The sequence below is a fragment of the Methylophilus sp. genome, from assembly GCF_008015755.1.
Taxonomy (GTDB): domain Bacteria; phylum Pseudomonadota; class Gammaproteobacteria; order Burkholderiales; family Methylophilaceae; genus Methylophilus.
Genome location: NZ_SSGF01000015.1, coordinates 81416 through 96234, shown reverse-complemented (window position 1 = coordinate 96234; position 14819 = coordinate 81416). Strand labels below are relative to the sequence as shown.

The window sequence follows — 14819 nt, the reverse complement described above, 5'->3', positions numbered from 1 at the left end:
ATTTTTTTCACGGTGACACGGCATGTTTACCCATCCTGGATTTAACCCCATCGCATTGCAAATCGGCAGTTTTGGTATCCACTGGTATGGACTGATGTACTTGGTCGGCTTTTTTGGCGGTTTGTGGTTGGGGCAATATCAGGTCAAGCGCTTGCGCCAGCTCAATCCAGCCTCTCCCTGGCAGGAGCGTGATCCGGATGACATGCTGTTTTATATTGCGCTGGGCGTGGTGTTTGGTGGGCGCCTCGGCTATGTGCTGTTTTACCAACCTGCTTATTTTTTGCAGCATCCGCTGGAGATTTTTGCACTGTGGCAAGGCGGTATGTCGTTTCACGGTGGCTTTATTGGTGTCATGCTGGCCATGGCCCTGTTTGCGCGTAAGCGTGGCGTGATTTGGCTGCAACTGATGGATTTTGTCGCGCCTTTGGTGCCGATTGGCCTGGGGGCAGGGCGTTTGGGTAACTTTATCAATGGTGAGTTATGGGGCCGGCCGACCAACGCCGACTGGGGCATGGTGTTTCCTGCCGTTGACCACCTAGCGCGCCACCCGTCGCAATTGTATGAGTTCGCGCTGGAAGGCATCGTCCTGTTTGTGCTGTTGTGGACGTTTGCCGGTAAAAAACGCCCGATTGGTGCCGTCTCTGCGCTATTTTTGCTTGGGTATGGCAGCTCCAGGTTTATTGTCGAATTCACGCGTGAGCCAGATAGCTTTTTAGGCTTGTTGTCACTGGGCTTAAGCATGGGGCAGTGGTTGTGTGTGCCCATGATTCTGGTCGGCATCGCCATGATGCGCTGGGCTTATCGCAAGCCTTAATTTGCCTTTAAGTCTGGCTGGGTCGCTAACTCCAGTGCACTCAGCCAGCGTATAGCATATTCACGCGGCTGCTGCACATCGCCGCACATCTCCAGGCTAGGCTGCAAACCGCCGCAAAAATCTGGTCGCTCGGGTTTGCCAAACAGTTTGCACCTGAATAAGGCGTCTAATTGTATGCAAGCAACGCCCGCCGGTTTGCCGTTCGGCATGCCAGGAATCGGGCTGGTGATTGAGGGCGCAATACAACACGCGCCACACTGCGGGCGGCAATCCATGGCCGTTTAAACGTCTACCCACGGGTAGCCGAGTGCCGATACCCCGGTTTTTAAATCCTGCATCGCCTGTTTGACCAATGCGCTTTCGCCTTTCATGCCAACTTCGGTGGTGCGACGCTGGTTGGTGCGCGGCAAACTGAACAGTTTCAGCGCCGGATAGCGGTTGAGCATGTCGTTCATTAAATCAATCAGGTCACTCTCGCCTGCCTCGGTGACCACAATCGATTGTTCCAGATAATCAGTGGCATGAAACAGGTGGCTGTAATAAGTCTCCAGCACCCATTCGACCATCGGGTGCGCCATTTCTGGAAAGCCCGGCACAAAATAATGCTGATTAAGGCTAAATCCCGCCACGCGGTTGACCGGGTTAGGGATCAGATCGCAGCCTTGCGGAAAGTCAGCCATCAACACGCGCTTGGGATAAGCCGCCTCGCCATACTGTGCTTCAATATTGGCCACCGCACCGGCATGGCGCTCAATACTCACCCCCGCTGCGGCCGCGGCACATTGCCGGGTATGATCATCTGGCGTCGCGCCTATGCCCCCAAAGCTAAACACCACATCGCCACGGGCCATGCTGGCCTTGAGGTGACTGGTGATCTGGTCGGGGATATCGCCAAGAAAATGCGCCCAGCTCAGTTGCAAACCGCGTGCTGACAGCAGCGAAATCACTTTACTTAAATGCGCGTCCTGGCGTTTGCCAGACAGGATTTCGTCGCCAATAATGTAAATACCAAATTGATGCATGGTTAATTTGCGTAAATGTGTTTTGAAAGTGTTTTTCAAGGTCATCATAATACCAGCAGGAGCTGGTTCACATTAAGTTGCTGTGACAGACACACAAAACTTAATCTAGCGCCATCTCGTCAGCGTCAAAGCAGTGGCGCTACCCCAGACGAAGTCACTCTGTGTGATTGGATACAAGCCATTGACAAACTTTTTGTTTGATTTTGTGCATCCAGTAGGGTCCATTCTCCTCTATCGTTATGAGGGTTGGATCGTTGTTTTGTCATCTCTTATTGCCGCCGTTGCCTCTATTCTTGCCATGCATCTGGCCGACCAGGCCAAACAGTTCCAGTTAAAAAATGATCAACAGTTTGCCTTGCTGAGTGGCGCGATTGCATTGGGCGCTGCGGTCTGGAGCATGCACTTTTTAGGCATGCTCGCATTCGAACTCTGCGTCACCGTCAAGTACGCGCCTGTGCCCACCCTGTTGTCGATTTTGCCTGCGTTTGTGGCCGCCTGGGCGGCGATGCGCTGGATTTCGCAAACGGAGCGTGACGTTAAACATTTATGTCTAGGTGGCGCGATTATTGGCTTGGGTATCGGCGTGATGCACTACAGCGGTATGTTAGCCATGCGCACTGCTGCCGACATGACGTTTAAACCATGGTGGGTTGCCATGTCTGTGGTGGTGGCGGTGCTGTTGGCCGTGCTCGCTTTATGGTTTCGCCAGCAATGTGAGCGACTGCAACGCCTCCGTGCGTGGCGTCACGTGGTCAGCGGGGCGGTGATGGGTGCCGCCATTACCATCATGCATTATGTGGGCATGGCTGCCGCCACCTTTGTCGGCTTGGCCGAGTTTGCGCAGCCTGTGCCGACGGTGGATCGCTGGTATCTGTCGACACTGGTCACCTTGGGCGCCATCACCTTGATTGGCGCGGTGATTGCGCAAAACATGATTGTCAGGCAACGTCAGCTCGCACGTGATTTGCAGTTCAAGGAACACCAAATGCGCGTGATCTTTCAAAATGCGATTGATGCCATTGTCATCACCGATGCCAAAGGCTTTATCCAAACGGTCAATCGCGCTTTTGAAGGCATGTTTGGCTATCAGGCGCAGCATCTTACCGGTAAACATATTTCAAAAATGATCCCAGACTGGAAGCAGTTAAATGCCTATGCCAAAAAACGCAGGCAACGGGATACGACTGAAAAAATGGTGGCCGAGCGTCAGGGATTCCATGCCGATGGACACGAAATCCCGCTCAGGATTGCCCTGACCAGAGTGGTTGAAAACGAGTCAACCTTTTGCATCAGTTTTTTGATGGATATGACCGCGTTTCACACCCAGCAAAACGCACTGGAAAAACTGCTGACCGAAGACCCACTGACTGGGCTGTTTAACCGGCGCGGCTTAATGAGCTTGATGCGCGGCATTGCCAGCGGCGCGCAGTCGCACAACGTCAACCGGGGCATGATTTTATTGTTTCTGGATTTGGATGGCTTTAAGTCGGTGAACGACACACTAGGGCATGCGGCTGGCGATGAGGTGTTAATCACCTTGTCGCAGCGTATTCCCGGCGTGCTACGTGAAGAGGATATGGTGTGCCGCTTTGGCGGCGACGAATTTGTGATTTTGCTAACGTTTACTGAGCATCCGAGGCTGCTTGCCAGCAAAATTGCCGATAAACTGATCGAGAGTATTCAGCAGCCTATCCGTTTGCAATCCGGACAAGAAATCACGGTGGGATGCAGCATAGGCGTAGCCTTTGCCTGGCCCAAAAAGAAAGAAGAAATTGAAGAGTTGCTAGAGAAAGCAGATGCTGCCATGTATCTGGCTAAAAAAAGCAATGCTGGAAAAGTCGTCTTTTCCAGCATTTAATGCGTACACCTAGCGCTGTGATTAGACTTTTCTGAGCAGACGTGAAATAAAAATCAGGAACACGGCACCAATCGTCGCGACGATAATACTGCCGACCACACCGCCGCTGGCACTCAAGCCCAATAAGCCAAACAGCCAGCCGCCGACGACCGCCCCGGCAATGCCCAAAATCAAATCCCAGATCAGGCCAAAGCCGTCACCTTTCATAATCAATCCAGCCAACCAACCGGCGATAATACCCACGATAATTGTCCAAAGCATGTGATTCTCCCTTGTTGTTGTGATGAAACCGTATGCTAACCAGAAACAGTGATGCGATCTGTCAGTGATTGCAGGAAAAGCCTGTCAGAAAAGACTGGCAAACCTCTTGTGCTGGCTTATTTTTTCAGCCCGACCAGTACCATGGCCACCCCTGCCACCAACACAATAATACTCAACGGCTGTGGCACCTCGACGTCTTTGGTAACTTCTGCACTGGCTTCCAGCGAGCCGATTTTGGCCACCGTTTCTTTACTCTCGTAACTAAAGCCTTTAAATACCAACCCAGTCGCGCCGAGTGCAACCAGAATAATCCCAATCATGAGTGACGACTTCATTGCCAATACTCCGTTTGTTAAAAATTTGATGTATTACCTTAACATAGGCTGCGGGTTTAATGCGCACTTTCCCAATTGTTGCCGCTACCTACCTCTGCCAGTAAGGGCACGTCCAGCGTGGCGACACTTTGCATCAGTTTGGGCAGGTTTTTCTGAATCACCGCCAATTCTGCATCCGGTACTTCCAGCACCAGTTCATCGTGTACCTGCATAATCAGTTTGGTTTGCAGTTTCTCGGCAGTCAGCCATTGGTCGACGGCAATCATGGCTAGTTTGATTAGGTCAGCGGCGGTGCCTTGCATGGGCGCGTTAATGGCGGCACGTTCGGCGCCGTTGCGACGTTGGACATTAGCGCTGTTGATTTCGGGTACCCACAGGCGGCGGCCAAAGTAGGTTTCTACGTAGCCTTGCTGTTTGGCCAGTGCGCGCGTGTTTTCCATGTAGGCTTTGACGCCGGGATAACGGGCAAAATAGCGTTCGATATAGTTGGCGGCGGCGCTGCGCTCGATATTGAGGTTTTGCGCCAGGCCGAAGGCGCTCATACCGTAAATCAGGCCGAAGTTAATCACCTTGGCATAGCGCCGCTGTTCGTTGTCGACGGCGTGACGCTCAACGCCAAAAATCTCTGCCGCGGTGGCGCGGTGAATGTCTTCGTTGTTGGCAAAGGCGCTCAGCATGCCTGCGTCTTGTGATAAATGCGCCATGATGCGTAATTCAATTTGCGAATAGTCAGCAGACACAATGTGCGCACCTGGCGGCGCGATAAAGGCTTCGCGGATACGGCGGCCCTCGGCCGTGCGCACGGGAATATTCTGCAAGTTCGGGTCTGAGCTCGCCAGGCGGCCAGTGATCGCCACGGCCTGGTTGTAGTTGGTATGCACGCGCCCGGTCTGCGCATTGATCATTTTTGGCAGTTTGTCGGTGTAGGTCGATTTTAGTTTGGCCAGGCTGCGGTGTTCCAGAATCACTTTAGGCAACGGGTAATCCAGCGCCAGTTCCTGCAACACATCTTCGTCAGTCGAGGGCGCCCCAGAAGGCGTTTTCTTTAACGGCTTGATGCCCAGTTTGCCGAACAGAATTTCTTGCAATTGCTTGGGGCTGCCAAGGTTGAACGGTTGCCCGGCCAACTCGAATGCCTGTTTCTCAATCTCCATCAAGCGCAGGCCGATCTCGTTGCTCTGACGGTTAAGCATATGGCAATCAATCAGCACGCCGTTGCGCTCTATGCGTTGCAGCACCTGCATGCTGGGCAATTCAATTTGTTCGTAAATAAAATTGAGCTTTTCGGAGGCGCTTACTTGTGGATGCAAGGCCTGATGCAATTGCAGTGTAATGTCGGCATCCTCTGCCGCATACTCAGCCGCTTGCTCCACCGTCACCTGGCTAAACCCGACTTGTTTGGCGCCTTTGCCTGCCACGGTTTCGTAGCTGATAGGCGTGATGCCTAAGTGGCGCTCACTGAGTTCGTCCATGCCATGGCCTTTGTGGCTCTCGAACACATAAGATTCGAGCAAGGTGTCGTGCGCCACGCCTTGCAAATGAATGTCATGATTGGCCAGCACATGCATGTCGTATTTCAGGTTCTGGCCGACTTTTTTAATCGCAGGATTTTCCAGAATAGGCTGCAATTTGTTTAAGGTGGCCTGCAAAGGCAATTGCTCAGGCGCATCAAAATAATCGTGGGTAAGTGGCACGTAAGCGGCTTCGCCCGGCGTTACGCTAAACGATACGCCGACAATTTTTGCCTGCATGGCATCAAGCGAGGTGGTTTCGGTATCAAAACAAATCAGTTCGGCTTGTTGCAGTCTGGCTAACCAGGCATCCAGTGCGGCCTCACTCAGAATCGTCTGGTACTGGCGGCGGGTATCTGGTGTGTAATTAGGCAGCGTTGGTTCATCGGCCTGGCTGGCCGCGGCGACTGTGGTGCTGGTAGCGCCTGCGGTCGATCCATCTGCCAGTTTGTCCAGTTCGCGTTTCCAACTGCGGAATTCAAAGTGGTCAAACAAGGCCAGCAATTTTTCTTTATCAGGCGTTTGTGTCGTCAGTTGGTCAAAGCTTTCACATAAGCCAACATCGCAGCGGATAGTGATCAGCTCACGTGCCGTTGGCAGCCACGGCAGGGCCTTACGCAGGTTTTCACCGACCACGCCTTTGATGTTGTCGGCATTGGCAATAATGTTATCCAGCGTGCCATATTCGGTCAGCCATTTCACTGCTGTTTTGGGGCCCACTTTTTCTACGCCAGGCACGTTGTCTGCCGTGTCACCGACCAGAATCAGGTAATCAATGATTTTGCTGGGAGGGATGCCGAACTTGTTTTCAACCCCGGCCACATCAAGTACGTCATCGGTTTTACGGAAGGCATCTCGCATGGTATTCACCACTGTAATGTGGTCATTCACCAGTTGCGTAATGTCTTTATCACCGGTGGAGATAATGGTTTTAATGCCTTGCTGTTCGGCTTGCTTGGCCAGCGCGCCAATCACGTCATCGGCTTCTACGCCATCTTCAATAATCAGCGGCCAGCCCATGGCGCGGATGGTTTCATACAGCGGCTCAATTTGCGCGCGCAGGTCATCCGGCATGCTGGCACGGTTGGCCTTATATTCAGGGTACAAGTCGTCACGAAAGGTTTTGCCTTTGGCATCAAACACACAGGCGCTGTAGTCGGATGGGTAGTCTTTATGCAGGCGGCGCAGCATATTGAGCACGCCCTGAATCGCGCCCACCGGCTCGTTGGCCGAGTTGCGTAAATCCGGCATGGCGTGAAAGGCGCGATAAAGGTAGCTGGAGCCATCTACCAGAAGCAAGGTTTTCATGGTGCGTTCTCGTCAATCAAATCAATGGCGTATTTTACGCATTTCAAAGCGACTTCATGTACACTAATTTGCTGTGTCATTTGAAAGATAGATGTATGAATAGCAGAAAGCTACCAAGCATGGTAGAGCCTGAATTGTTAGATGGCGATGACGTCACTCATGAATCCTGGCGCGCATTTGAGATCATGGCCGAGTTTGTCGGCGCCACCGAAAACCTCAAAGCCATTATGCCTGCGGTGTCTATTTTTGGCAGTGCGCGCACCAAGCCAGATCACCCTTATTACCTGCTCACCGAAGAAATTGCCCGTTTATTGTCAGACTCAGGCTTTAGTGTGATTTCTGGCGGTGGCCCCGGCATTATGGAGGCCGCCAACAAAGGCGCGTTCCCTGGCCGGGGCGCTAGCGTCGGCCTCAATATCAAATTGCCGTTCGAGCAACACGGCAATCCTTATCAGGATATTGGTATTAGCTTTAAGTACTTTTTTATGCGCAAGGTCATGTTTGTGAAGTATGCCAGCGCGTTTGTAGTGATGCCTGGCGGTTTTGGCACGCTGGACGAAGTGATGGAAGCGATTACGCTGGTGCAAACCGGCAAGAGCCGCAAAATCCCGATTATCCTGGTGGGTAGTCAGTTCTGGGCCGGTTTGGTCGACTGGTTGCGCAATACGCTGGTGGCAGAAGGCATGGCCTCGCCAGGCGATATGGACCTGATTCAGATCATTGATGAGCCGCAGCAGATTGTCGATGCGATCTTCAAGCACTATGAAACCACCGGCTTTGAGCTGACGCCAGCTGAGCGCAAGATGCAGCTTTATCTGTAATTGTGTGCCTTGGCATGCCTGGCCGAGCTTGCCCGGCATGCTTTTTATAAGTTTATTATGCTTGCAGTGACCGCCAGCGCGTGGGTTTTTGCTAGAATAGTCATCACTGACTAAGGAGTCTTCCATGCGTGATTTTTCCCGTTTATTGCTGGCCTGTATCTGCATTGCCGCGATAGCAATGCCTGTGTGGGCTGCCGCCCCCAACAATGCTGAGTTGCTAGAAGAAGTACCCTCGCCACCCAAGGTGATTGAAGGGCAGCCGATTGACCAGCCCAGCGTCAATAAACGCAAAGATGGCGAGAATGACATCGAGGAATACAGTCTGAACGGCGAAGTGTATATGGTGAAAGTGACGCCACCGAGTGGTAAATCTTACTACCTGCATCGCGAAGACCGTAATGGTGACTGGGTGCATGATGGCCCAACCCGCCCTTTGTCAGTTCCTAAGTGGATTCTGTTCCGATTCTAATTCTGATCGCCTGCCATCACTGGCAGGCTAGTACATACCATGTCTGTTTTTACCACTCTGAGTTTGGATGAAGTGCGCCACTGGTTGGCGCCTTTTAATGTTGGCGAGCTGCACACTTTACGTGGCATTGCAGCCGGTATCACCAATACCAATTATTTCGTTGAAACCAGTCAGTCCCGCTTTGTGCTGACGGTGTTTGAAAAAAACGACTTTGATGAACTGCCTTATTTTGTGCACCTGATGACGCATTTGTCGCGCCATGGCATTTTGTGCCCGCGGCCAATTACCGATGCTAAAGGCATCGCTTTGCAGCGTATTCACGGCAAACCGGCGTTGATGGTGAGTTGCCTGCAAGGCAGCGATGTCAGTCAGCCCAATTTAAAACAGATTGAAGCCGTGGCCAAAACCTTGGCGCGCATGCATGTGGCTGGGCTGGATTTTCATGAGCAGTCACATAATCAGCGCGGGCAAGGCTGGCGCTTAATGACTGCGCAACAGGTTATGCCCAAACTGGCGCCGGTGCAGCAGCACTTGCTGCAAGAAGAATTAGAGTTTCAGCACAGCTTGGATTTGTCACGTCTGCCACATGGCGTGATTCATGGCGATTTGTTCCGTGACAATGTGTTGTTTGATGGCGATGCTTTGGGCGGTTTTATTGATTTTTATTATGCCTGCCACGACGTGCTGGCCTACGATGTGGCGATTGCTGCGAATGAGTGGTGCGTAGATGCCGCTGGCAACTTTGTCGATGACAAGCTCGCGGCGTTTATGCATGCCTACCAGTCCGAGCGCCCATTTACCGAGGCTGAGAAAACCCACTGGCCCGCTTTGTTGCGCCGGGCGGCTTTGCGTTTTTGGTTATCACGTCTGTATGATTTTTATTACCCGGTGGCGGGCGAGCTCACGCATGCCAAAGACCCAGCGCATTTTGAGCGTGTGTTGCTCAATCGCAAAGGGTTGACTTAAATTATCAAGCATATAAAAAAGGGATACTTATGACAGAAACCGGGAGCCAGCGCGGGGTGCGCTGGGTAAAAGAAAGCCTGGCCTTGTTCCGCACACAACCGCATATCTGGATGTTGTGTTCGCTGGCCTATATTGTGATTTTCATGGTCTTGCCCTCATTGCCCATGCTGGGTTTTCTGGGCCTGCTTTCGGTGGTGATCTGGCCGGTGTGCATGGCCTTGGTGGTCATGTTGTATCAGCAGGTCGATGTGCAGGGCACAATGTCACCGCCTGCCGTGTGGCAGCAGTTGCAAAAACACTTTCAACCCCTGGCCTTGCTGGGTGCCAGCTGCCTGGTCTATGCCGTTTGCGCGACCTATTTGCTCAGTAGTGATCTGGCGTCACTGATTTCACATGCGCCGACCAAAGCGGGCATGACTGAGTCGCAAATGACGCTGTTTTTAGAAAATACGCTGTCTTTTATCGTCAAGGTATTGCTGCTGTTACTGCCATTGTTTATCGCCACATGGTTTTCGCCCATGCTGATTGCGTTAAATGGTTACCCTTTACTCAAGGCGATTAAATCCAGCATTGCGGGCATGCTGCAATACACCGTGCCCATGGGGGTTTCGTGGCTGGTGATGACCATCGGTATGCTGGTGGTGATGCTGGGCCTGGGGCTGGTGATTGGCATTCTGGGCGCGTTGATCCCTATGCTGGCGCAATTGCTGATGCCTTTATTGGTGTTTGCCGCCTTGCTGGTGATTAATGCCTTGATGTTTGCTTTTCAGTACATCAGCTACAAGGATGTATTCAGGGCGGCGCCCCAGGTCTAAGCTTGATCACTTGATTGAAGGGCTAGTGCTTGAACGCCCTCTATGATCAGGCGGCATTGGGTGACAGTTTACGCCGCTCTATAAACAAACTGTTGCCTATGGTCTTTTTGGCCTGTTTTTTGGCATTGCTCATGGCGCCCGCCACTTCGTGATGGCTGGCAAAGGCGTCTGAGCAGGCGCGCACCGCGCCTATCGACAAACTGCCAAACGGATAAAAATGCTCGTTGCCCAGGCGGTCTTCGATGCGGATGCCGCCCAGTTGTACGTCTTTCAAATCATAAAAATCTGGCATGACCTTGGCAATCGTCTCGAGGATGTCATGACAAATCACTTCCCAATCCTCGCTTTGAAAAATCAGCACAAAATCATCGCCGCCAATATGGCCGACAAAATCCTGCTCATGATTGACCATACTGCCTAGTAAACGCCCGACAAACTGAATCACCTCATCGCCGCGGCGATAGCCATAAGCGTCGTTAAACGGTTTAAAGTGGTCTAAGTCGCAATAGCAGGCCACAAACGGGATGCGACGCTCCAGCAATTTATCAATATGAGCATTAATCGGCACATTGCCTGGCAGCAGGGTGAGCGGGTTAGCATAGCGCGCGGCGTGGATTTGCATATTGGTCACCTCGCGCAGCAAGGCATGGCCGCTGCCCATGCCCACATAGCGTTCGCCATCCACAATCATAAAGCCGTTGAGCAGGTATTTGGGGTCTGCCGCCAGAATCAGCTCACTCAACGCCAAAATGGTCATATCTTTTTGTACCATCAGGCAGTGCGTGTCCATAAACGTGGTGCAAGACTTTTTGCCATGTAACTCTTTTTGGTAGCGCCGCGCGAAGCGGTCTATGGTGTCGTAGCGACTGATCAAGCCCAACGGTGTGCCTTGCTGGTTGATCACCGGAATCGAGTTAAGGGCAGTGTCGCTGTTAAACCAGTTGTAAACTTCTTCGTTGGTCATTTCAGGAAAAGCGGCCGCTTGATAACTGGTTAAGCCAACCACCGTGGCCTGTTTGGATGCATGGAGTTGCTGGTCGGCAAACAAACGCACAATGTTTTTATTGAGCAGATTGTTCACTTCTTCAGTCAGCACATACTGAAACTTGGGAAATGGCCGTCCAAACAAATAGCCTTGGGCAAAGTCTATTTTCAAGTCTTTGATCACCGCCAGTTCTTCTTTGGTTTCAATACCTTCAGCAATAGTCAGCGTGTTGGATTCAACTGCTATTTTCTGGATGCCGCGTACAAACTCCAGCTTGATGGGATCGTTATGGATATTGGCAATAAAATGCTTGTCTATTTTGACATATTCAGGCGACAGCTCAGACCACAAACGCAAGCTGGAGGTGCCTTCGCCGAGGTCATCCAGTGCAATTTTAAAGCCCATCGCTTTAAAGCGGACAATCGCATCGCGTAGCTCGGCATAATCGCGGATGGTCGAGCTCTCAGTGATTTCAATCACGATGTCGCTCGCCTGCAGCCCGCATTTCTCCAGTTGCGTTAAGCCAAAAGATAAGTGGCTATCACTTAATAACAGACAGTCCGGGCTAAAGTTTACAAACAGCGGATGTGCCCGTTCGGTACGGCTATATTCATTAAACACCACTTCACGTGCCGCATATTCCATTTCGAGATTCAAGCCGCATAGACTGGCCGCATTAAACAATGCAATCGGTGAATGTAATCTGGATTCCACCGGGCCGCGAATCAGCGCCTCATACGCAAACACGCGGGCTTGTTTGAGATCCACAATTGGTTGAAACAGTGGCAACAGGTTTTTCTGCGCCAAAATAGCTTCTACTTCGTGCTGGGGAGGGGCATATATCATGCAAGCAGTATCGACTCTTTTAACTGCTTCTTGATTAAGTTGTGATAACGCGGGATGAAATATTTATGACAATGATATTGTCACCATGCCCGTGTTAGTGGCATGGCGACTGGGTGCCAAATGGCGATTACACTTTTTCCAGTTTGGCGTAATCCAGCATCAGCGTTTTCAGGCCCGCACTGCCAAAATTCACTTTAATCGCCAGGTCATTGGCGTTGCCTTCGTAGCTCACCACCACGCCTTCACCAAATTTGCCATGGCGCACGCTCTGGCCAATTTTAAACGGGTAGTTGGCTTGTGCACTGCTGGCTTGTGCCACTGGTGCGTGGTATTGGCCGCCTGCGGCATAAGGCTTGGCCACTGGTTTGCTATTCAGGCGTTTGGTCAGCTCGGTCGGGATTTCGTCGATAAAGCGTGAGGCAATGCCATAACGCATCTGGCCATGCAGCATGCGGCTCTGCGCGTAGGTCAGGTAGAGGCGTTGGCGCGCACGCGTGACAGCAACATACATCAGGCGGCGTTCTTCCTCGAGGCCACCGTTTTCGTAGGCCGCCTGCTCATGCGGAAACAAGCCTTCTTCTACGCCGCCGATAAATACGCTGTGAAACTCCAGGCCTTTGGCAGCGTGCACCGTCATGAGTTGCAAGGCTTCATGGCCGACATCGGCCTGGTGGTCGCCTGCTTCCAGGCTGGCATGGTTTAAAAACTGCGTCAGCAGGTCGGCATCTTCTTCCATATTATGGTGATTGCCTAAGTCGCGGTTGCTAAACGCCACCGCAGCCGTGACCAGCTCCTGCAAGTTTTCGATGCGGTCTTCACCTTCTTTGTCATTCTGGTAGTGCGCCATCAGGCCACTCAGGTTAATGACCATTTCTGCCATTTCACCCAATGTGATGCCGTAGCCCTGATCCACCATCTGGCGAATGAGCGCGACAAAGCCATCCAGCCCTTTGCTGCCCAGCTTGCCTTCGCCGACCTTGTTGGTCGCGGCTTGCCATAAGCTGCATTCGTTCTGGCGGGCGGCTTCTTGCAGTTGTTCCAGGCCGCGCGCACCGATGCCGCGTGGCGGAAAATTCACAATGCGCAACAAGGCTGTGTCGTCATTCGCATTCGCAATCAGGCGCAAATAAGCCAGTGCGTGTTTAATCTCGGCGCGCTCAAAAAAGCGCAGGCCGCCATAGACGCGGTAGGGGATGTTGGCGGAAAACAAGGTGTGCTCAAGAATGCGCGACTGCGCATTGCTGCGATAAAGCAGCGCCATGTCACCCAGTGGCACGCCTTCTTTTTGCAGCATGTTCACTTCATCGACAATAAACTGCGCCTCGTCGGTATCGTTGTAGGCCTCATAAATGCGAATCGGCTCGCCTTTGCCCGCCGAGGTCCACAGGTTCTTGCCCATGCGGTTACGGTTGTTGGTGATGATGGCGTTGGCCGCATCCAGAATATTGCTGTGCGAACGGTAGTTTTCTTCCAGCTTGACGATATTCTGCACATTAAAGTCGCGCTGAAAGTCGTTCATGTTGCCGACACGCGCGCCGCGGAAAGCATAAATACTCTGATCGTCGTCCCCCACCGCAAAAATACTGTTATGCGCGCCACCCAGCAGCTTTAGCCATAAATATTGCAGGCGGTTGGTATCCTGAAACTCATCGACCAAAATATATTGAAAACGCTGCTGATAATGGGCGCGAATATGAGGCTCGCGCTCCAAAAGCTCGTAGCAACGCAATAACAACTCAGCAAAATCCGCCACGCCTTCGCGGTTACATTGCTGGTCATAAGCTGCATAAATCTCACGCAATTTCTGGCTGTGGCCGTCATAGGCATCTACCGTCTCGGCGCGCAAGCCTTCTTCTTTGCAGCTATTGATATAGCCCATCACTTGCTTGGGTGGATATTTTTCATCGTCGACGTTCATCGCCTTCATCACACGCTTGATCGCAGACAACTGGTCTGCCGTATCCAGAATCTGAAACGTACTTGGCAAACGTGCTTCGCGGTAATGCGCGCGCAACATGCGGTTACACAAACCGTGAAACGTGCCTGCCCACATGCCGCGGGTATTAATCGGCAACATACTGGTCAAACGCGTCAGCATTTCTTTGGCCGCTTTGTTGGTAAAAGTCACCGCCATCAGGCCCATAGGTGAAGTTTGCCCGGTCTGGATCAGCCAGGCGATGCGCGTCGTCAGCACCCGCGTTTTGCCGCTGCCAGCGCCTGCCAGAATCAGTGCCGAGAGATGCGGCAGGGTGACCGCTTGCAGCTGTTTGTCGTTGAGACCCTGGAGGAGATTGGTTTCAGATTGCATGCAGGTATTATCGCATGATGTGCAGGGTAATTTTGCGGATTGTTTGGTTGCTAGTAGCGCGTCATGCTGACGTGGTGAGATTGCAATAAAAGGTTGGTTGTCGTAGGGTGGGCATGGGTGGCCACGCGGTTGTGGTTGTTTGTAATGTTGCTTTTCGCCTTTTCGGCGAGTTACTTTTCTTTGCTTGCACAAAGAACAAGTAACCAAAAGAAATGCACCCCAGCTTCCGCTTGATTCCTGCGTTGCTCGTCAAAGTGGGCGGCCATCGAAACTCGCCCTGGCGGCTTGCAAAAGGCGCAAGCCACTGCGGAACTCGGACAGCCGATGGCCGACATCCCACACTTCGCCTGCGCTACTCGGCGCGGCAGATGGGGCCCTAACACCATGCGAGCGCCACCACTAGTGACTTTAAGAAATGAATCTGGTTTTTGAATCGTCCAAACTTCTACTATATGAGTTTGGTGAGATAAGTCCCATCCCATCACGCTGAGTAGCGGAGA

13 protein-coding genes are annotated in these 14819 nt (G+C 52.2%); 6 read left to right on the top strand and 7 right to left on the bottom strand.

Annotated elements, in window-relative coordinates:
• Positions 1-22: 22 nt before the first annotated feature.
• Positions 23-814, top strand: a complete 792-nt coding sequence (gene lgt, locus E6Q52_RS06450; protein ID WP_292820004.1) for a prolipoprotein diacylglyceryl transferase — start codon at positions 23-25, stop codon at positions 812-814.
• Here the strand turns inward: lgt and E6Q52_RS06445 are convergent.
• Positions 811-1089 carry a YkgJ family cysteine cluster protein gene (locus E6Q52_RS06445; RefSeq protein WP_292820002.1) on the bottom strand — a complete coding sequence of 93 codons (279 nt, stop codon included), beginning with the start codon at positions 1087-1089 and terminating at the stop codon, positions 811-813. The two genes, lgt and E6Q52_RS06445, sit on opposite strands and share 4 nt — an antisense overlap.
• 6 nt (positions 1090-1095) lie before the next feature.
• Positions 1096-1836 carry a molybdopterin-binding protein gene (locus tag E6Q52_RS06440; RefSeq protein WP_292820115.1) on the bottom strand — a complete coding sequence of 247 codons (741 nt, stop codon included), beginning with the start codon at positions 1834-1836 and terminating at the stop codon, positions 1096-1098.
• 259 nt (positions 1837-2095) lie between these two features.
• On the opposite strand from E6Q52_RS06440, the gene E6Q52_RS06435 reads away from it, so the two are divergent.
• Positions 2096-3694 (top strand): diguanylate cyclase, encoded by a 1599-nt coding sequence (locus E6Q52_RS06435; RefSeq protein ID WP_292819999.1) that lies wholly within the window; start codon positions 2096-2098, stop codon positions 3692-3694.
• A gap of 21 nt (positions 3695-3715) precedes the next feature.
• Here the strand turns inward: E6Q52_RS06435 and E6Q52_RS06430 are convergent, their stop codons facing one another.
• The 3 genes from E6Q52_RS06430 to polA all read right to left on the bottom strand — a co-directional run bounded on the left by E6Q52_RS06430 (position 3716) and on the right by polA (position 7109).
• Positions 3716-3955 carry a GlsB/YeaQ/YmgE family stress response membrane protein gene (locus tag E6Q52_RS06430; protein ID WP_292819996.1) on the bottom strand — a complete coding sequence of 80 codons (240 nt, stop codon included), beginning with the start codon at positions 3953-3955 and terminating at the stop codon, positions 3716-3718.
• Between the two features lie 116 nt (positions 3956-4071).
• On the bottom strand, positions 4072-4290 hold the full coding sequence (locus tag E6Q52_RS06425; RefSeq protein ID WP_292819993.1) for a hypothetical protein: 219 nt from the start codon (positions 4288-4290) through the stop codon (positions 4072-4074).
• A gap of 56 nt (positions 4291-4346) precedes the next feature.
• Positions 4347-7109, bottom strand: a complete 2763-nt coding sequence (gene polA, locus E6Q52_RS06420) for a DNA polymerase I (RefSeq protein WP_292819990.1) — start codon at positions 7107-7109, stop codon at positions 4347-4349.
• Between the two features lie 95 nt (positions 7110-7204).
• Here polA and E6Q52_RS06415 point away from each other — a divergent pair, with 95 nt between their 5' ends.
• The 4 genes from E6Q52_RS06415 to E6Q52_RS06400 all read left to right on the top strand — a co-directional run bounded on the left by E6Q52_RS06415 (position 7205) and on the right by E6Q52_RS06400 (position 10180).
• Positions 7205-7930: a TIGR00730 family Rossman fold protein gene (locus E6Q52_RS06415; protein WP_292819987.1), complete on the top strand. Its 726-nt coding sequence runs from the start codon at positions 7205-7207 to the stop codon at positions 7928-7930.
• Between the two features lie 124 nt (positions 7931-8054).
• Positions 8055-8399 (top strand): DUF2782 domain-containing protein, encoded by a 345-nt coding sequence (locus E6Q52_RS06410; RefSeq protein ID WP_292819984.1) that lies wholly within the window; start codon positions 8055-8057, stop codon positions 8397-8399.
• Between the two features lie 39 nt (positions 8400-8438).
• Positions 8439-9365 carry a homoserine kinase gene (locus E6Q52_RS06405; protein ID WP_292819981.1) on the top strand — a complete coding sequence of 309 codons (927 nt, stop codon included), beginning with the start codon at positions 8439-8441 and terminating at the stop codon, positions 9363-9365.
• A gap of 29 nt (positions 9366-9394) precedes the next feature.
• Positions 9395-10180, top strand: coding sequence for a BPSS1780 family membrane protein (locus tag E6Q52_RS06400; RefSeq protein WP_292819978.1), 786 nt, complete (start codon positions 9395-9397; stop codon positions 10178-10180).
• Between the two features lie 46 nt (positions 10181-10226).
• Here E6Q52_RS06400 and E6Q52_RS06395 read toward each other — a convergent pair whose 3' ends face one another.
• Together E6Q52_RS06395 and uvrD are read right to left on the bottom strand one after the other, a co-directional pair.
• On the bottom strand, positions 10227-12011 hold the full coding sequence (locus E6Q52_RS06395) for a GGDEF domain-containing protein (protein WP_292819975.1): 1785 nt from the start codon (positions 12009-12011) through the stop codon (positions 10227-10229).
• A gap of 127 nt (positions 12012-12138) precedes the next feature.
• Entirely contained in the window at positions 12139-14319 is a 2181-nt protein-coding gene (uvrD, locus tag E6Q52_RS06390; RefSeq protein ID WP_292819972.1) for a DNA helicase II, read from the bottom strand.
• Between the last annotated feature and the right edge of the window lie 500 nt (positions 14320-14819).